This window comes from Pseudomonas sp. B22129 (assembly GCF_044218875.1).
In the GTDB taxonomy this organism is placed as follows: domain Bacteria; phylum Pseudomonadota; class Gammaproteobacteria; order Pseudomonadales; family Pseudomonadaceae; genus Aquipseudomonas.
In genome coordinates, this window is sequence record NZ_CP162592.1 from 3,736,090 (window position 1) to 3,753,867 (window position 17,778).

Sequence of the window (17,778 nt, forward strand, 5' to 3'; positions counted from 1 at the left end):
AGCCCTGTCATATCGTGTATGACGGGGTGTTACTTCACCCCAGGCGCGGGGCAGCGTCCAATTTTCATTTGTGATCGGGTGATCAATGTTTGTGATAACCGGGGAGGCTTGATGGAACTCAAGCACTTGCGCGCCTTTGTGGTGCTGGCCCAGGAGCTGCATTTCGGCCGGGCAGCGGCGCAGCTGTCCATCGTGCAGCCGGCGCTGAGCATGCAGATCAAGCTGCTCGAAAGTGGCCTGGGCGTGCGCCTGCTCGACCGCAACCGCCACTCAGTGACGCTGACCGAGGCGGGCCGTGCGTTCCTGCCCGAGGCTCAGGCCACCTTGCATCAGGCGGCCCGTGCGGCCGACGCGGCGCGAGCGTCAAACCGCGGTGAAATCGGCCGCGTGCGCCTGGGCTTCGTGTCCTCGGTGTTGCCGCAACTCTTGCCGCAATTGATTCGCGCGGTGCACCAGCGCTACCCGCGTATCGAGCTGGAGCTCAAGGACATGCCCGGCCCTGACCAGGCGGCCGCATTGAAAAACGGCCTGCTGGATTTCGGCCTGATGCGCCTGCCCGCTGCCCACCCCGGCGTGCAGACGCGCGCCGTGTTGCGCGAAAGCTTCTGCGTGGCGCTGCCGATGGACCACCCGTTGGCGGCCCGGCAATCGATCCAGCCCGCCGATTTGCTCGACGTGCCGGTGTACATCCTGGCGCGCCGTTACGCGCCGGGCTTCTATGATGAATTCATGCAGGCGGTGGCGGTTACCCTGGACATCGCCTCGGAACTGGGCGAGTTCACCACCATGCTCGCGCTGGTGTCCGCCGGCTTGGGGGTTGGCGTGTTGCCCCAGCAGGCGGCGCGGGCGCTGCCGGCTAATTGCGTGTCGCGGCATCTGGAACTGGGGGCGTTCCAGGCGTCCACCGGCCTGGCCTGGACCGAACTGGACAGTGCCGTGAAAACCACGCTGTTCAACCTGATCGTTGAATTGTTCGGCGAGTGATTGTTTCATCCGGTGAAATACTGGATTGTGATTTCTGATGATTCCATCGGTCAGGGCAGCGGTGGAACATGCAGGGCGTCGATCCCCTCACTTTTGGAGCCTTTCATGTCCCAGCCTGCGATCAAACACTACGGTTTTCCACTGTCCGGCCACTCCCACCGGGTCGGGTTGATGTTGTCCCTGCTGGGCTTGCCCAGCGAATTCATCCTGGTCGACCTCAAACAGGGTGCCCATAAAGCGCCTGAGTTCATGGCCTCGGTCAACAGCTTCGGCCAGGTGCCGGCCATTGACGACAACGGCACGGTGCTGGCGGACTCCAACGCGATTCTGGTCTACCTTGCCAATACCTATGGCAAAGGCCAGTGGTTGCCGAGCGCCCCGGCCGGGCAAGCGCGCGTGCAACGCTGGCTGTCGGCGGCCGCGGGTCAGTTGCACGCCGGCCCGGCCGCCGCGCGCCTGGCTACGGTGTTTGGTGCTGACGTCGACACCGTCGCCGCCATCAGCCGTTCCCACGCATTGCTGCAATTGGTGGAACAACAACTGGGCCACAGCCGCTTCCTGGCCAGCGAACAACCGAGCATCGCCGATGTGGCCTTCTACACCTACGTGTCACACGCGCCGGAAGGCAATGTGTCGCTGGCCGATTACCCGAACGTGCGCGCCTGGCTCGCCAGCATTGAGGCACTGCCGGGCTTTGTCGGCATGCCGCGCACACCTGTTGGCCTGCAACAAAGCTGATGCGCCCCTGTGGCGAGGGAGCTTGCTCCCGCTGGGCTGCGCAGCAGCCCCAACCCAATCACCGCGTTTTCCAGGTACTACGCGGTGGCAGGTTTTGGGGCCGCTTCGCGACCCAGCGGGAGCAAGCTCCCTCGCCACACAAGGGCAGGCACTGTAAACAAGAGGAGCACCGATGGACCGATTTCATGAAATGCAGGTGTTCCTGGCGGTGGCCGAGGAGGAGGGCTTCGCCGCTGCCGCGCGCCGCCTGAAAACCTCGCCGCCGAGCGTGACCCGGGCCATCGCGGCCATGGAGCAACGCATCGGCACCCAGTTGTTGGCACGCACCACGCGCAGCCTGCACCTGACCGAAGCCGGCCAACGTTATCTGGAAGATTGCCGGCGCATCCTGGCTGAACTGGATGAGGCCGAGGAAGCGGCGGCGGGCAGTTATTCAATTCCCTGCGGCCACCTCACGGTGACCGCGCCGGTACTGTTTGGCGAGCTGTATGTGGCGCCGGTACTGGGGGATTACCTGGACCGTTTTCCCCTGGTGAGCATCAACGCCTTGCTGGTGGACCGTGTGGTGAACATGACCGACGAAGGTGTCGACATCGCCGTGCGCATTGGTCATTTGCAGGAACCCGGGCAGCAAGCGATCAAGGTGGGAGAGGTGCGCCGGGTGGTCTGCGCATCGCCCGGTTATCTTGACCTGCACGGGCGGCCCCGGCATCCGTCGCAATTGCGCGAGGCTAAAATTGCCACGTCGTCCTCCAGCCAGTTGGTCAGCGAATGGCAGTTCGTTGACGGCGGCCAGCCGCTGACGGTGCCCATCGAGCCGCGTCTGGTGGTCACGGCCAACAATGCCTCCATCAACCTCGCTCGCCTGGGCTGGGGCATGACGCGGGTGTTGTCTTATCAAATTGCCGCATCGGTGGCCGCAGGTGAGCTGGAAATCGTGCTGGAAGATTTTGAGCCGGCACCGTTGCCGATCCAGGTGGTGTTCCAGAAAAGCAGCCGTGTGCCGGCCAAGGTCAACACGTTCGTAGAGTTCCTCACCCACCGCCTGGGTCAGGATGCCGCCCTGAACCCGGCCATGAAGCGGCGCGGCTGATGGAGCGCTATCGCGACATGCAGCTGTTCGCCACATTGGCCGAGCACCCGAGCCTGGCGTCGGCGGCCCGCAGCGCCGACGTGTCCGGCCCGACCCTGGTGCGCGCCATCGCCCGTCTGGAAGCGCGTTTGCGCGTCACGTTGCTGCAACGCAGCACGCGGGGTGTGAGCCTCACCGAAGCCGGCAGCGCGTATCTGGCCGATTGCACGCGGCTACTGGCGGCGGTGGACGCCGCCGAAGCGTCGGCCAAAGGCCTGCACGTGCAGGCCCAGGGTAACCTGCGGGTGTTTTTGCCGTTCCTGTTCAGTCGTTATGTGATGGCGCCCGTATTGGCCGATTACATGGAGCGCTATGGGCAGGTGAATCTGGTCGCGCACTACCACGACTATTACCCGAACCTGCACGAGGAGGGGCTGGACGTAGCGATCCTCGTCGGTGAACTGCCCGGTTCTTCGTTGATCGCCCGCACTGTCGGGCAGGTGCGCCCTATCCTGTGTGCCAGCCCGGCCTACCTTGCCGCCCATGGCGAGCCTCACCACCCGGATGACCTCAAACGGCACCGCCTGATCGCCAGCGCCGATCAAGTCCACTGGGATTTTCAGGGCTACCCGCTCAAGGCCCGCGCACGCTTGAGTTGCGCCACGGTGCAAGGCGCAATCAACGCGGCGGTACACGGTGCAGGGCTGATTCGTTGCCAGAGTTACCCGGTTCACGAGCACCTGCTCAACGGCGACCTGCTGCGCGTATTACCCGGCCATGAAATGCCGCCCATGCCGGTGCACGTGGTCTACCGCGAAGGCCGTAATGCGCCGATGCGCGTGCGCAGCTTTGTCGACCACTGTGTGGCGGCGCTGCGTGAACATCCGGCATTTCAGTTGGCGTAATGGTGGATTGCCTGGCGTGGTGATTCTCTCTTCGTCGGGTGCGGAGCAGCATGAACACAGTCCATTGGAGGTGCTCGCCATGAACCCTACCGAACAATCGCCCTGGCATGCCGGCGAACTGCGCATGCAGGAAAGCGCGGGCGCCGCCGAACGCATGGCTGTGATCGGGCCCAAGGTCATTCGTGATCATTTGCCGGAACAGCACCGGGATTTCTACCCGTTGTTGCCCTATCTGATGCTGGGCGTGGTGGATGAGCAGGGCATTCCCTGGGCGACCCTGATCGAAGGCGCGCCGGGGTTTGCACATTCGCCGGACCCGCAGACGTTGCAGGTCGACAGCCTGCCTTCCAGAAGTGACCCGGCGTATGCCGCGATGGCTCAAGGCGCGTCGGTCGGCCTGCTCGGCATCGACCTTAATACCCGCCGCCGCAACCGCATGAACGGGCGTGTCGCAGCGCTGGACCGCGAGGGGTTTTCGGTGGACGTGGTGCACACCTATGGCAACTGCCCCAAGTACATCCAACTGCGGCCAGTCGATTCAATCGCACGCAAACCCGGCACCGTGGTTGAACGTTTCGACGGCCTGGACGATGCGGCAACCATGATTATCCGCACGGCCGACACGTTCTTCGTCGCCAGCTATGTCGAGGTTGATGGGCAGCGCTCGGTGGACGTCTCCCACCGGGGCGGCAACACCGGCTTCGTGCGGGTGGACGGCAATGTGCTGACCATTCCCGACTTCGCCGGCAACCTGTTTTTCAACACCCTCGGCAACCTGCAGGTCAACCCGGTGGCGGGGTTGCTGTTCATTGACTTTGAATCGGGGGATGTGCTGCAGCTGTCCGGGCGCACGTCGCTGATCCTGGACGGGCCCGAAGTGGCCAGGTTCGACGGTGCACAGCGGTTGTGGACGGTGACGGTGGACGAGGTCATCCGCCGTCCCGCCGCGTTGGCGCTGCGTTGGCAGTTCGCCGGGTTTTCACCTCACAGCCTGGCGATGGGGCGTTGGCAGGGCATTGTGTGAGGATCAACTGTAGGAGCTGGCTTGCCTGCGATAACGGCGGTACTGCTGAAAAAGAGGTTGCCTGACCCACCGCCTTCGCAGCCTCGCTGAAGCTCGACAGCTCCCACAGGGAACGGGTGGTGTCAGGGAAAAAACGCCGACAGGGCCATTAAGCCGGGCGCGTATTCGTCCGCGATATAGATCAAGTGTGGGAGCTGGCTTGCCTGCGAAAGCGGTGGCACTGCTGATAAAGAGGTCGGCTGACCCACCGCCTTCGCAGCCTCGCTGAAGCTCGACAGCTCTCACAGGGAACGGGTGGTGTCAGGGAAAAAACGCCGACAGGGCCATTAAGCCGGGCGCGTATTCGTCCGCGATATAGATCAAGTGTGGGAGCTGGCTTGCCTGCGATAACGGTGGCACTGCTGAAAAATAGGTCGCCTGACCCACCGCCATCGCAGCCTCGCTAAAGCTCGACAGCTCCCACAGGGGACGGGTGGTGAGGGCCATTAAACCGGGCACGCCTTCGCCCGCGATACAGATCAACTGTGGGAGCTGGCTTGCCTGCGATAACGGCGGTACTGCTGAAAAAGAGGTTGCCTGACCCACCGCCTTCGCAGCCTCGCTAAAGCTCGACAGCTCCCACAGGGGATGGGTGGTGTTTGCGAAAATCCTCGGTAATCACATCAGCGCCGCGCCGTCACCACCGGCGCATCCGCCCACGCCCCACCCAGCGCGGTATACAGGTTCACTTCAGCCACCAACTGCGCCAGGCGATCCACGATCAGCGCCTGCTGTGCACTGAACAGCGAGCGCTGGGCATCGAGAAACGTCAGGTTGCTGTCCACCCCGCTGCGGTAGCGGTTTTGCGCCAGGTTGTAATAAGTCTGGTTGGCGGCAACGAAATCGCGCTGTGCCTCCAACTGGTCGTTGAAGGTCTGCCGGGCGGCGAGGCCGTCGGCGACTTCCTGGAACGCGGTCTGGATCGATTTCTCGTACTGGGCCACGGTGATGTCTTTTTGCAGCTTGGCGTAATCCAGGCTCGCGCGCAGGCTGCCGGCGTTGAAGATCGGCAGGTTGATCTGCGGCTGGAAGGTCCAGGTGCCCGAGCCGCCTTTGAATAATCCCGATAGCTCTTTGCTGGTGCTGCCGGCGTTGGCCGTCAGGGTGACTGACGGAAAGAACGCAGCGCGTGCGGCGCCGATGTTCGCGTTGGCGGCCTGCAGCTGGTATTCGGCCTGCAGGATATCCGGGCGCCGCTGCAGCAGATCCGACGGCAACCCTGCCGGCACACGCGCCACCAGGTCATCGGCCAATGGGCGCGCCGGCAGGTGTTCATTCACCGGGGCGCCGACCAGCAGGGCGAGGCTGTTGAGGTCCTGGGCCACCTGGCGTTCATAGCGAGCCACGCTGGCGCGGGTGCTTTCGACCGCCGTGCGGGCTTGCACCACGTCCAGCGCCGAGGCCTTGCCCGCGCTCTTGCTGCGGCTGGTCAGTTGCCAGCTGTGGTCGTTGGCCACCAGGGTTTGCTGGGCCAGGGCCAGCAGTTCCTGGTCGGCGCGCCAGGTCAGGTACGCATTGGCGACGTTGGCCACCAGGCTCAGTTGCGCGCTGCGCCGTGCTTCTTCAGTGCCCAGGTAGGTGAGCATCGCCTGTTCGCTGAGGCTGCGCACGCGGCCGAAAAAATCCAGCTCGTAGGCGCTCAGGCCAAGGGTCGCGGAGTAGTTCGAGGTGATCGCAGACTGGCCGGTGCCCGTCACATCGCCAGGCAGTTTCTGACGCTTGCCCAGGCCGGTGGCGGACACCGCCGGGAACAGGTCCGCGCGCTGGATGCGGTACTGCGCCTGGAAGGCTTCCACATTCAACGCCGCCACGCGCAAGTCGCGGTTGTTGAGCAGCGCATCGCCGATCAACTGCTGCAAGGCCGGGTCATGAAACAGCAATTGCCAGTCCGGCTTGATCGCCACCGTTGCAGCTTGTGCCTGGGTGTAGACACCATTTTGCGGGTACTGCGCCGGCACCGGTGCCGCCGGGCGCTGGTAGTCCGGGATCAGCGAACAGCCGCCCAGCATCCAGGCCAGGCCAGCGGTGGTGATTATCCGTGTCTTCATCAAGCGCCAACCATCCATTTGGCCAAGCCATGCCGGCCACTCACGCCCAGCTTGGCGGCGGCGCGTTTGAGGTAAGTTTCGATCGAACTGTTTTTCACGCTGAGTTTTTCCGCCATCTGCGGCACGGTGCCGCCGGTCAACAGCCCGAGGCAGACTTCCTGCTCCCGCGCCGACAAAGTCACCTCGCTCAGCGACAGGCGCTTGTAGAACTCGCGCTGCAATTGCGACTGTTCCAACAGGCTGTGGGTCGGCTCGGCCTCGGTATGCGGCGCTTGGCGCAGGAGCTGTGCGTGGCGCTCCATCAGCGGCAGCAGGGTGTCCGACAGGCATTTGAGAAACGACAGTTCAGCCAGGGAAAACCCGCGCTGTGTAGGCGGGCGGTAGAACGAAATCACACAACGGCGGTTGCCCTGGCGCGACACCAGGTTGCACTGGTGCGAGGTGCCAAGCGGGTGTGCGCTGTTGGCCTTGGCTTTCATCTGGATCAACAGCGGGTCCTGCATGCGCAGCATTTCGCGCAGCAGCGGGTGATCTTTGAGAGGGTGCAGGGTTTGCGGCGCTGACAAATCCTTTTTCAGGCCGGCGCTGCCCAGCAGCTTGATGTCGCGCACGCTGTCGCGCAGTTCATCGAGGGTCCATTCACTGAGGTCGACCAAGTGAACCGGCACCCATTTGTCCACCAGGTGCAACATGGTGGCAGCGAAATTTTCCTGGCCGCTGCTGGAAATCAGCTCGCCCATTTCGGCGTAAAAGTGTGGGCTGTGTGTGGCGGTAATGCTGCGGGTCAGACTCATAGCCATCTCATCCTTGATGTCGAAAACCATCGACGGGCGCCCTGGGTCTGTGTGGGGCGGTCCGTGCTCCTTGAGCGTAACTGTCGTTGAACGTAGCTCGGCGTTCGAGAATTCATTTAGCCATAGCGATTTGTCCTACGTATGTAGCGGAAACGAGGGACACAAGTTGCCATAAAAACAACGTCATTAATTCGACGTTTCTGACGGGGAAACCCGTCCACGAAAATCCACGGAAAAACTTTAGAGTTTAATAACTAGTTGATATTTAACAAAAATAATTGTCGGACAAAAATATCGCTGCTGGCTGACATCGGCCAGATATAGCCAATCTCCTACAGCGCTTTAATCGTTTCAGCTATGAACCATCAGCCAAGCCTGTTTCCATCCATTTGGATGTCCGGGTTTCGGGTGACAGACAGCCCCTGACCCCCATGCTCAAATCCGCCAATTTCGGCGTATTGGGCCTCCCTGCGCGGCCAGTGCCTGACCCATGAGAAGGATCTTATGAAGCAACTCTTAAGCCCGACGGCCAGCTTCCCCCTCACCGCCGCCCAACAGGATATCTGGCTGGACCAACTGCGCGTGGGTGAATCGCCGCTGTACAACATTGGTGGCTATGTTGATTTGGCGGGCCCCGTAGTGCCTGCGTTGATCCAGCGCGCCGTCGAGTTGCTGGTGGCCAAGCACGATGCCTTGCGCACGCAACTGCACACCGACGCGCAGGGTTTGCCACGCCAGAGTTTCGTCGCCACGCTGGCGGCCGATGTCGCGCTGCACGATTTTTCCCGCTTGCCCGACCCGCAGGCAGCAACCCAGGCCCTGATGCAAGCGCAAATGGCCCGGCCCTACGCCATGACCGGCGAGCCGCTGTTTCGCTTTTTTCTGGTCAAGCTCGACGACGACCATTACCGCCTCGGCACCCAGGCCCATCACCTCATCCTTGATGGCTGGGGCTTTGGCCAGATGCTGCAATCCCTGGCGCGGCTGTACACCGCGCTGGAACAGGGGCGCGAACCCGAGCCGCTGGCGCCGTCCTATGTCGACTTTATCGACACCGACCAGCGCTACCACCAATCCCCGCGCTATGCCCGGGACCGGGCTTATTGGCTGGACAAATATCAGGTGCTGCCCGAGCCGCTGCTCTCGCCACGGCATAACGCTCAGGCGTCGAGCAACACCCTGGTGGAGCCGTTTCCTGTGGCGCTGCTCAACCGCATGGAGCAAGTCGCCAACCGTTATCAGGCCTCGGCATTTCATGTGTTGCTGGCCGCGATGTATGTGAACTTCACGCGCACCCACCAGCGCGATGAGTGGGTCGTGGGGCTGCCGATTCTCAACCGTTCCAATGCGCAGTTTCGCTCCACCGTGGGCTTATTTACACAAGTGAGTGCGGTGCGTTTCCAGTTCAGCGAGGCGTTGCCGTTCAGTGCCGTGGTGCGCGGCGTGCGCGACCAGCTCAAGCAGGATTTTCGCCACCAGCGTTTCCCCTTGAGCGAGATGAACCGCGAGCTGGGTTTGCGTCGCACCGATCGCGGCCAATTGTTCGACCTGTCGGTGTCCTTCGAGCAGGATGACCACGACCTGCGTTACGGCAGCGTCCAGGCGCGGGCGGTCAAGGTGTCCAACCACCACGAGCCGCTGCCGATTGCCATCCACCTGCGCAGCAACCGCTACCAGGACACGGCGTGCCTGCATTGCGTATACAACGAGGCTTATTTCAGCCACGACGAGGTGCAAGCACTGGCGCAACGCTTCACCTGGCTGCTGGAGCAGGGGCTGGAAAACACCGCGTTGGCAGTGGCTGATTTTTCCCTGGTCACGCCTTCCGAGCAGGCGCGTTTGCAGCAATGGAATGCCACCGCGCAACCCACGGCTGAACTGCAAACCCTGCACGGGCGTATCGAAGCACAGGCTGCGCGCACCCCGGATGCGATTGCGGCGGTGTATCAGGGCCGGCACCTGACCTACGCCGTGCTCGATCAACACGCCAACGCGCTGGCCCATCAATTGCTCAGCCATGGCGTGCAGCCCGATGACCGCGTGGCAATCCTCGCCCGGCGCGGCCTGGATACCCTGGCGGGGCTGTTGGCGATTCTCAAGTCCGGCGCCTGTTATGTGCCCATCGACCCGGCCCATCCCGCCGAGCGCTTGAATTACCTGCTGCAAGACAGCGCCCCCGTGGCGGTGCTGACCCAGCCTGACCTGCTGCATCGGCTGCCTGTTTCTCAAGTGCCCGTGCTGTTGCTCGACGCACCGGGCACTCACCTCGGTGCCAGCCCGCAGGTGGCGGTCAAACCGTCAAACCTGGCCTACGTGATCTACACCTCCGGCTCCACCGGGTTGCCCAAGGGGGTGATGGTCGAACACCACACGGTGTCGAACCTGGTGGACTGGCACTGCCGGGCCTTCGACCTGCACGCGGGCAGCCACACCGCCAGCGTGGCCGGGTTCGGGTTTGACGCGATGGCCTGGGAAGTCTGGCCGGCGCTGTGCGTGGGTGCGACGCTGCATTTGCCACCGGCGCAGGACGACGCGCAGGACATCGATGCACTGCTGAACTGGTGGCGCGCGCAGCCGCTGGATGTGTGCTTTTTGCCTACCCCGGTGGCCGAGTACGCCTTCAGCCAGCGCCTGGAGCACCCGACCCTGCGTACCTTGTTGATCGGCGGCGACCGCCTGCGCGCGTTCAACCGCGCGCAGACCTTTGATGTGATCAACAACTACGGGCCCACTGAAGCCACAGTGGTTGCGGCCTCCGGGCGGGTCGAAGTCGGCCAGCCTCTGCATATCGGTGCCCCCATCGCCAATGCCTGCGTGTACCTGCTGGATGAAAAGCAGCGCCCGGTGCCGCTCGGTGCAGCGGGGGAGTTGTATGTGGGCGGCAAAGGCGTCGCACGCGGCTACTTGAACCGCCCGGAACTGAGCGCGGAGCGTTTCCTCGACGACCCGTTCACCCACGGGCGCATGTACCGCACGGGCGACCTCGCACGCTGGCTGCCCGACGGCACCCTGGAGTACCTGGGCCGCAATGACGACCAGGTGAAAATCCGTGGCGTGCGCATCGAACTGGGGGAGATCGAATCTGCGCTGGCCACGCATCCAGCGGTCAAGGAGGCCGTGGTGCAGTATCGCGACGGGCAGTTGCTCGCCTGGTTTATCGAGCATCACCCGGTCGAAATCGAAACACTGCGCACCCATCTGCAAGCCCGGTTGGCGGACTACATGCTGCCAGCCGCCTACATCAAACTGGAGGCCTTTGCGCTCACCGCCAATGGCAAGCTTGACCGCAAGGCCTTGCCTGCACCGACCAAGACGGCCTTTGTCACGCGCGTGTTTGAGGTGCCGCGCGACGGTGTGGAAACCACCCTGGCGCAAATCTGGGCCGAGTTGCTGCAGGTGCAGCAAATCGGACGGCACGACCATTTCTTCGAGCTGGGCGGGCACTCGCTGCTGGCCGTGCAACTGGTGCAACGCATGCGCCAGGCCGGGTTGCGTGCCGACGTGCAGGTGCTGTTCGGCCAGCCGACGCTGGCCGCATTGGCCGCGGCCTGTGTGGGCGGCGAAGTGGACGTGCCGGCCAACCGGATCCCGGCGGGTTGCCGCCAGATCACCCCGGACCTGCTCGCACTGGCCGAGCTTGATCAAGCCAGCCTTGATCGCATCCTTGCCAGCATTCCCGGTGGTGCGGCCAACGTGCAGGAAATTTACCCGCTGGCGCCGTTGCAGGAGGGGTTGCTCTACCACCACGTCACCGACGAGCGCGACCCGTACCAGCAACAGGCACTGTTCAGTTTTGCCCGGCGCGAGCAGCTCGACGCGTTTGCCCAGGCCTTGCAACAGGTGATCAACCGTCACGATATCCTGCGCACCAGCCTGGTGTGGGACGCCCTTGAGCAGCCGATGCAAGTGGTGTGGCGCGAGGCGCAGTTGCCGCTTGCGCCGCTGAGTGAGCCGGCGCAACCACTGGACCTGCGCCAAGCGCCGCTGATGGCCCTGGACTACGCAGAAGAGCCGCACAACGAGCGCTGGATCGCCAGGTTGCGCTTTCACCACCTGGTCAACGACGCCACCTCGGTGAGGTTGCTGGCCGATGAAATCCGCGCGCACCTGCTCGGGCAACAGGCCGAACTTCCAGCGCCGGTGCCTTACCGCAACGTGGTGGCGCACAGCCGTGCGCCGGCGCAGCAGGCCGCGCACGAGGCGTTCTTTCGTGAGCGGCTGGCGGATGTCGACGAACCGACCCTGGCGTTCGGCGTGCAGGCGCACCAAGTGGACCGCGCTGAAATCGAAGCCTTCGAACAGCCGCTGACCGCTCACCTGAACCAACGCCTGCGCGCGCAGGCGCGTGCCCTTGGGGTCAGTGCCGCGAGCCTGTTTCACCTGGCGTGGGCGCAGGTGCTCGGGCGCGTGGCGGGCCGTGACGACGTGGTGTTCGGCACCGTGCTGCTGGGCCGTTTGCAGGCCGGCGAGGGCGCCGACCGTGCCTTGGGCATGTTCATCAACACCTTGCCGCTGCGGGTGCGCCTGGCCGGGCAAAGCGTGGTCGCGGCACTGCATGACACCCACACCCGGCTCAGCGCCTTGCTCGTGCATGAGCAGGCGTCCCTGGCGCTGGCCCAGCGGTGCAGCAGCGCGTCGCCGTTGTTCAACAGCCTGCTCAACTACCGCCACGGCTCCGCCGACAGGGCGTTGAACCTGGTGCCAGGCATCGACCTGCTCAGCAGTGACGACGTCCTCAGTTACCCGTTGATGATCTCGGTGGACGATGTGGCGAGCGGCTTTCACCTGCAGGTGATCGCGCCGCGCCAGGTCGGTGCCGAGCGCTTGTCGGGTTACCTCAGCACCGTGCTGGGCGGGCTGGTGGACGCGCTGGAACACACGCCCGCAAAGCCGTTGCGCGAGGTCCAGGTACTGCCCGCCAGCGAATTGCGCGCGCAACTGGTTGACTTCAACGCCACCGAAACCGACGACCCGCAGACGCTCACGCTGCAAGCGCTGTTTGAAGCTCACGCGCGGCACATCCCCCATGCCATCGCCGTGCAGGCCGGCACGCTGCAACTGACGTACCGCGAGCTTAACGAGCGCGCCAACCGGCTCGCCTACCACCTGCGCGAGCGTGGGGTGCAGCCCGACTCTCGAGTGGCCTTGTGCGTCGAGCGCGGGCTGGACCTGGTGGTGGGCTTGCTGGCGATTCTCAAGGCCGGCGGCGCGTATGTGCCGCTGGACCCGGGCTTCCCGCGTGAACGCCTGGCCTACATGCTCAGCGACAGCCAGCCCGTGGCGTTGCTGGTCCATGCGGCCACTCGTGAGGTGGCCGGTGAGGTGTCGATTCCGGTCATCGACTTCGACCACTGCGCCTGGAGCCAGGCGCCCAGCGGCAACCCGTTGGTACCGGGCTTGAGCGCCACCCACCTGGCCTACGTGATGTACACCTCTGGCTCCACGGGCACTCCAAAAGGCGTGATGGTCGAGCATCGCGGCCTGTGCAACCTGATGCACTGGGCGTCCCGGCTGTGCCCGAATGCCGAGGGGGGCGCGCTGCTGCAACGCGCGCCGTTCAGCTTCGACGGTTCGGTGTGGGAGCTGTTCTGGCCGCTGGCCAACGGCATGCGCCTGGTCCTGGCGCGCCCCGACGGCCATCGTGAACCGGCGTACCTGGCGCAGGTAATCCGCGAGCAGCAGATCACGGTGATCCAGTTTGTGCCGGCGATGTTGCAGCAGTTCCTCGAACTTGACGAGGCGGCCCTGTGCACCAGCCTCACGGATGTGTTGTGTGGCGGCGGTGAACTCACTGAAGCACTGGCCCGTGGCGTGCAGGCGCGTTTGCCGAACGTGCGTTTGCACAACGTTTACGGCCCCACCGAAGCCACGGTTGACAGCTGCACCTGGACGCTGGAGCCCGGCGCGCCGGTGCCTGCCGTGCAGTTGCCGATTGGCCGGGCGATCAGCAATACGCGCCTGTACGTATTGGACGCGCACGACATGCCGGTGCCGATGGGTGTCAGCGGCCAGTTGCATATCGGCGGCGTCGGTGTGGCCCGGGGTTACCTGGGGCTCGCGCAGATGACGGCCGAGCGGTTTATCGACAGCCCGTTCGTGGCGGGTGACCGGTTGTATCGCACGGGCGACCTGGTGCGTTACCTGCCCGATGGCAACCTGGAGTTTCTGGGGCGCAATGACTTTCAGGTCAAGCTGCGTGGCGTGCGTTTGGAACTGGGCGAAATCGAGGCACGGCTGGCGGCGCACCCGGCGTTGCGTGAAGTGGCGGTGTCTGTTCGTGACGAGCGTTTGGTTGCCTACTTCACCCTGCGTGAGCAGGCGCCGACGCCACAGGCGCTGCGTGCCCACCTGTTGGCGCACTTGCCGGAGTACATGGTGCCGGCCGCCTTCGTGGCGCTTGACGTGATGCCGCTCAACCCTGCCGGCAAGCTCGACCGCAAGGCGCTGCCTGCACCTGGGCTGGAGGCGTTAGTCAGCCGCGCGTATGAAGCGCCTCAGGGCGAGCCGGAAACCTTGATGGCGGGCATCTGGGCGCAGGTGCTGAAACTGGAGCGGGTAGGGCGCCATGACCACTTCTTTGAATTGGGCGGGCACTCCCTGCTGGCGGTCAGCCTGGTGGCGCAGATGCGCAAGGCCGGGCTGGAGGTGGATGTGCGCGCGCTGTTCAGTCATCCGACGTTGGCGCAGCTGGCGGGTCGCGTGGTGACGCCCGTGCAGCAGGTGGACGTGCCGCAAGCCGCCATCCCCCAACTCGGCCGCCGCCGCCGGATCTAGCTGCCGGCATGGGGTCACTGTGGGAGCCGGGCTTGCCCGCGATGGTGGTGTATCAGGCAGCGCAGCTGTGTCTGAGCTACCGCTATCGCAGGCAAGCCAGCTCCCACATTTTTTACCGCGTTCAGGCAGCGGTTTGAGTGGGTTTCAGGCATTCGATGGAGCGGTCGACGGTGGTTTTGGCGATTTCCGGCAGGTGCCATACGGCCAGGATTTTTGCTTGCTCGGGGGGTGGCAGTCGTTCGCCGCAGTCCAGTGCTGTGGCGGAGGCGCTGTTGAGCAGGCTGGCGGTGTAGAGCAGGGCGTCTTCGAAGCTGAGGTCTGCGTTGATGCTGTGGAAACCTTGGGTGGGGAGGTAGTGGTCGATGGCGCGGTTGAAGGCGGCGCGGTCTTTGGCGGGGTCGCAGGGTGGATCGGGGACGACTTTGTTCATGGTGTAACTCCAACTGGTAGGTAAGGAGCCGACCTATTCGCGACTAAACGAATTTTGGGTGGCGGCTGTACGCAGGTTAGTCGACCGGCCAGTTGGATCCGGCGCACCCAAAGGTGCCCTGCGCACAGCCACCATGTACATGGCGACAGCTTGCGCACAACTGGTAGCCGGGCGACTAAACCCGATCACTGAAATGGCAGTGACGGACCGCAGACTAGCCACCGGTTCCAGCAGGCACAAGGCGGCAGGGATTGTCTAGGAAACGTCCTGCAATTAAAAGCGACGGGGCTTGCTGGCCTTTTACAAACCGTGACCAAGTGCCGCCACGGGGGGGGTGGTGTACATATCCGTTATTCAGGTAACGGCCGCTGACGGTTCCGCTTTTACAGCGGCTCACTTTTGGAAAGACCCAAAAGTAAGCAAAAGGTCTTCGCCCCACCACTCGGCACCTCGCTTAGGCTCGGTGTGCCCGCACTCCGGCTTGAATCCGTGGGCCGCCGCCATGGGCCATCCCTGGCCCATCGCGGCTAACCCGGCGTCCTGCCGGGTTGCCCACGGATTCAAGCCTGCGTGCGGCCAGCGTGGTTTAACGGGGCGCCCAAGATCAAGATCAAGATCAAAAGCACGGCGGCCTGACAGCCGGCCTGAGTGGTTGAATCAAAAGCACAGCTGCGCACCATTTACCTGATAGACAGGGATCCAAATGTGGGAGCGGGCTTGCTCGCGAATACGGTGGGTCAGCTATGCATCTGTTAACTGACCCGCCGCATTCGCGAGCAAGCCCGCTCCCACATTTTTTGACCGAGTTCGCCTCTGCTTTTCTGTGGGAGCTGGCTTGTCGAATCGTCGCACCGCTGCGATGCGTACGCCTCGGTCTTTCGGTTATACCCAGTTAACCGCCCAGCCTGCGCAACAACGGCAACACCTCTGCCCCCACGTGAATCGCTTCCTCCAAATGGGGAAAGCCTGACAGGATAAAGCTGTCCACCCCCAACTGGTGATACTCCTCGATCCGCTCTGCCACCCGCGCGTAACTGCCGACCAGCGCCGTGCCCGCACCACCGCGTACCAGGCCGACACCGGCCCACAGGTTGGCGGACACTTCCAGTTCCCGCGCGCCGCGGCCGCGGCCTTGCATGAGTTGGGTCTGGCGGCTTTGGCCGACGGATTCGTAGGCGGCCATTTGGCGTTGGGCCTTGTCGATGGCGTCTTTGGGGATTTCTTCGAGCAGGCGCTCCACGTGGGCCCAGGCGGCGTCGTCGGTGGGGGCGGCGAAGATGTGCAGGCGCAGGCCGAAGCGCAGGGTGCGGTTTTGCGCGGCGGCGAGGTCGCGCATGCGTTGGATGCGTTCGGCGATCATTGCCGGTGGTTCGCACCACATCAGGTAGGTTTGCCCGTGGGCGGCGCCGACGCGTTCGGCGGCTTCGGAGGCGCCGCCGAAGTAAATCGATGGCACTTCAGCCCCCGGCGCAATGGGTGTGGTGACGCCGCTGCGATAGAAACGGCCCGGGTGCGTCGGCGGTTGCCCGGCCCACACGGCCTGGAAGACCTGGAGGAATTCGGCGGTGCGCGCGTAGCGCTCGTCGTGTTCGAGAAAATCACCCAGCGAGCGCTGTTCAAAGCGGCTGGAGCCGGTCACCACGTGCAGGGCCAGGCGGTTTTCGCTGAGCAGTTGCAAGGTCGCGGCGCGGTGGGCGGTGTAGGCGGGCAGTTCGGTGCCGGGGCGCAACGTCAGCAGGAATTTGAGGTGGCGCACTTCCTGGGCCAGCACGGCGGTGATCAGCCACGGGTCTTCGAAGCCGCTGGCGGTGGGCACCATGATGCCGTCGAAGCCCGCCTGTTCGGTGGCGCGCACGATCTGGCGCAGGTAGTCCAGGGTCGGCGCGCGTTCGCCTTGCTGGAACAACCCGACCTTGGGCAAGCCGCTGCTGGTGAGGTGGCGGCCGTCGCCATTGGTGGGCAAAAACCAGTCCAGCTGCAGGGGCGGGCGTACCTCAGTGTTCATGGTGCGGGCGCTCCTTGCGCAAAAGGGGGGTGACTTGCTCACCGAATCGCAGCACGTCGCTGACGGCCGGGCCGCCTTCCACAATCACCTGGCTCAGGCCCAGCCCGTGCAGTTCCTGCAGGCGGGTGGCGACCTGTTGCGGGGTGCCCACCAGTATCAGCGGCTGCCCGGGGTGCAATTGCAGCAGGTTGGGGTGCACTTCCCATTGGCGCAGCGGGTGGCGGGCGCGGGGCACGGTGGCGAGGCGTTCGTCTGGCAGCTGTGGCACGGGCAATACAGCGGCGGCGGTTTCCCAGGCGAGGTCTTCGCTGTCGCCGAGGACCAGGCCGAAGGTGCAGGCAAAACGCAGGGTCGGTTGAATCTGCCGCCAGCGCTGTATCTCTTTGGCCAGCCACTGCGGATGGCCCGGTGTGAGCAGGCAGGTTTGGGCATGGGCCGCCACCAGCGTGTGGCTTTGGCTGTCATCCAGTACAAGCGTGGGTGCAGGCAATTCGCGGCGGGCGACGCCGGCGTTTTCCAGCTGGAAATACAGGCCTTGATAGTCGAGGCCGCTGCCCTGCGGTGCGAGCAGTTGCTGAAGGATTTCCAGGTATTCGCCGATGCGTTCGCTGCGCTGGTCGCGGTTGAGCCATTCGCCAAAGGCGCTGCGTTCACTGTTGGGCACGTGCAGCTGCACGCGGTGGCCGCTGATCGATTGCAGGCTTTGCAGGGTGGTCGCCAGCGCTGCCGGCAGCATCACTTCCGGCGGCACGCTGACCGACAGTTGCACCCGCCGCGTGTGTGCGCACAGTGCCGCTGCCACGCCCAGGCTGTCGGCGCACAACGCGCCACCGGGAATCCACAGGCCGTCGAGCCCGGCGTATTCCACGGCCTGGGCCAGCTGAATCCATTGCCCTGGCCGCGCCGCCCAGTCGGGTGTACACAGGGGCATCAGCCAGCTGAAGTGAAGGGGCATGCACACACTC

At 64.1% G+C, this 17,778-nt stretch carries 12 protein-coding genes; 6 read left to right on the forward strand and 6 right to left on the reverse strand.

What is annotated here, in order from left to right; all coding sequences use genetic code 11:
* Positions 1 to 111: 111 nt before the first annotated feature.
* The 5 genes from AB4P94_RS17335 to AB4P94_RS17355 all read left to right on the forward strand — a co-directional run bounded on the left by AB4P94_RS17335 (position 112) and on the right by AB4P94_RS17355 (position 4,723).
* Positions 112 to 984 carry a LysR family transcriptional regulator gene (locus AB4P94_RS17335; RefSeq protein ID WP_395606596.1) on the forward strand — a complete coding sequence of 291 codons (873 nt, stop codon included), beginning with the start codon at positions 112 to 114 and terminating at the stop codon, positions 982 to 984.
* A gap of 105 nt (positions 985 to 1,089) precedes the next feature.
* Positions 1,090 to 1,722: a glutathione S-transferase family protein gene (locus tag AB4P94_RS17340; protein WP_395606597.1), complete on the forward strand. Its 633-nt coding sequence runs from the start codon at positions 1,090 to 1,092 to the stop codon at positions 1,720 to 1,722.
* 172 nt (positions 1,723 to 1,894) lie between these two features.
* A complete protein-coding gene (locus AB4P94_RS17345) occupies positions 1,895 to 2,815 on the forward strand; it encodes a LysR family transcriptional regulator (protein ID WP_395606598.1) in 921 nt (306 codons plus the stop codon).
* Positions 2,815 to 3,699, forward strand: a complete 885-nt coding sequence (locus AB4P94_RS17350; protein WP_395606599.1) for a LysR family transcriptional regulator — start codon at positions 2,815 to 2,817, stop codon at positions 3,697 to 3,699. The genes AB4P94_RS17345 and AB4P94_RS17350 overlap by 1 nt, the downstream gene beginning before the upstream one ends.
* A gap of 79 nt (positions 3,700 to 3,778) precedes the next feature.
* Positions 3,779 to 4,723, forward strand: a complete 945-nt coding sequence (locus AB4P94_RS17355) for a pyridoxamine 5'-phosphate oxidase family protein (protein WP_395606600.1) — start codon at positions 3,779 to 3,781, stop codon at positions 4,721 to 4,723.
* A 300-nt stretch (positions 4,724 to 5,023) separates the two neighbouring features.
* On the opposite strand, the gene AB4P94_RS17360 is transcribed toward AB4P94_RS17355, so the two are convergent.
* The 3 genes from AB4P94_RS17360 to AB4P94_RS17370 form a co-directional block, all read right to left on the reverse strand.
* Positions 5,024 to 5,209, reverse strand: coding sequence for a hypothetical protein (locus AB4P94_RS17360; RefSeq protein WP_395606601.1), 186 nt, complete (start codon positions 5,207 to 5,209; stop codon positions 5,024 to 5,026).
* A gap of 176 nt (positions 5,210 to 5,385) precedes the next feature.
* The gene (adeC, locus tag AB4P94_RS17365) at positions 5,386 to 6,810 is read right to left on the reverse strand and encodes an AdeC/AdeK/OprM family multidrug efflux complex outer membrane factor (protein ID WP_395606602.1); all 1,425 of its coding nucleotides are present in this window, start codon (positions 6,808 to 6,810) and stop codon (positions 5,386 to 5,388) included.
* On the reverse strand, positions 6,810 to 7,604 hold the full coding sequence (locus tag AB4P94_RS17370) for a helix-turn-helix transcriptional regulator (protein WP_395606603.1): 795 nt from the start codon (positions 7,602 to 7,604) through the stop codon (positions 6,810 to 6,812). The genes adeC and AB4P94_RS17370 overlap by 1 nt, the downstream gene beginning before the upstream one ends.
* A 504-nt stretch (positions 7,605 to 8,108) precedes the next feature.
* On the opposite strand from AB4P94_RS17370, the gene AB4P94_RS17375 reads away from it, so the two are divergent.
* Entirely contained in the window at positions 8,109 to 14,378 is a 6,270-nt protein-coding gene (locus tag AB4P94_RS17375; protein WP_395606604.1) for an amino acid adenylation domain-containing protein, read from the forward strand.
* Positions 14,379 to 14,499: 121 nt separating this feature from the next.
* On the opposite strand, the gene AB4P94_RS17380 is transcribed toward AB4P94_RS17375, so the two are convergent.
* The 3 genes from AB4P94_RS17380 to AB4P94_RS17390 all read right to left on the reverse strand — a co-directional run bounded on the left by AB4P94_RS17380 (position 14,500) and on the right by AB4P94_RS17390 (position 17,768).
* A complete protein-coding gene (locus AB4P94_RS17380; RefSeq protein WP_395606605.1) occupies positions 14,500 to 14,808 on the reverse strand; it encodes a hypothetical protein in 309 nt (102 codons plus the stop codon).
* 892 nt (positions 14,809 to 15,700) lie between these two features.
* Complete coding sequence (locus tag AB4P94_RS17385; RefSeq protein ID WP_395606606.1) at positions 15,701 to 16,813, reverse strand: LLM class flavin-dependent oxidoreductase; 1,113 nt, start codon at positions 16,811 to 16,813, stop codon at positions 15,701 to 15,703.
* On the reverse strand, positions 16,803 to 17,768 hold the full coding sequence (locus tag AB4P94_RS17390) for an LLM class flavin-dependent oxidoreductase (protein ID WP_395606607.1): 966 nt from the start codon (positions 17,766 to 17,768) through the stop codon (positions 16,803 to 16,805). The genes AB4P94_RS17385 and AB4P94_RS17390 overlap by 11 nt, the downstream gene beginning before the upstream one ends.
* Positions 17,769 to 17,778: the final 10 nt, after the last annotated feature.

Bases quoted from the DNA above. Each gene is read 5' to 3' on its own strand.
- AB4P94_RS17335 (WP_395606596.1), top strand. From the start codon at position 112: ATGGAACTCAAGCACTTGCGCGCCTTTGTGGTGCTGGCCCAGGAGCTG.
- AB4P94_RS17340 (WP_395606597.1), top strand. From the start codon at position 1,090: ATGTCCCAGCCTGCGATCAAACACTACGGTTTTCCACTGTCCGGCCAC.
- AB4P94_RS17345 (WP_395606598.1), top strand. From the start codon at position 1,895: ATGGACCGATTTCATGAAATGCAGGTGTTCCTGGCGGTGGCCGAGGAG.
- AB4P94_RS17350 (WP_395606599.1), top strand. From the start codon at position 2,815: ATGGAGCGCTATCGCGACATGCAGCTGTTCGCCACATTGGCCGAGCAC.
- AB4P94_RS17355 (WP_395606600.1), top strand. From the start codon at position 3,779: ATGAACCCTACCGAACAATCGCCCTGGCATGCCGGCGAACTGCGCATG.
- AB4P94_RS17360 (WP_395606601.1), bottom strand. From the start codon at position 5,209: ATGGCCCTCACCACCCGTCCCCTGTGGGAGCTGTCGAGCTTTAGCGAG.
- adeC (WP_395606602.1), bottom strand. From the start codon at position 6,810: ATGAAGACACGGATAATCACCACCGCTGGCCTGGCCTGGATGCTGGGC.
- AB4P94_RS17370 (WP_395606603.1), bottom strand. From the start codon at position 7,604: ATGAGTCTGACCCGCAGCATTACCGCCACACACAGCCCACACTTTTAC.
- AB4P94_RS17375 (WP_395606604.1), top strand. From the start codon at position 8,109: ATGAAGCAACTCTTAAGCCCGACGGCCAGCTTCCCCCTCACCGCCGCC.
- AB4P94_RS17380 (WP_395606605.1), bottom strand. From the start codon at position 14,808: ATGAACAAAGTCGTCCCCGATCCACCCTGCGACCCCGCCAAAGACCGC.
- AB4P94_RS17385 (WP_395606606.1), bottom strand. From the start codon at position 16,813: ATGAACACTGAGGTACGCCCGCCCCTGCAGCTGGACTGGTTTTTGCCC.
- AB4P94_RS17390 (WP_395606607.1), bottom strand. From the start codon at position 17,768: ATGCCCCTTCACTTCAGCTGGCTGATGCCCCTGTGTACACCCGACTGG.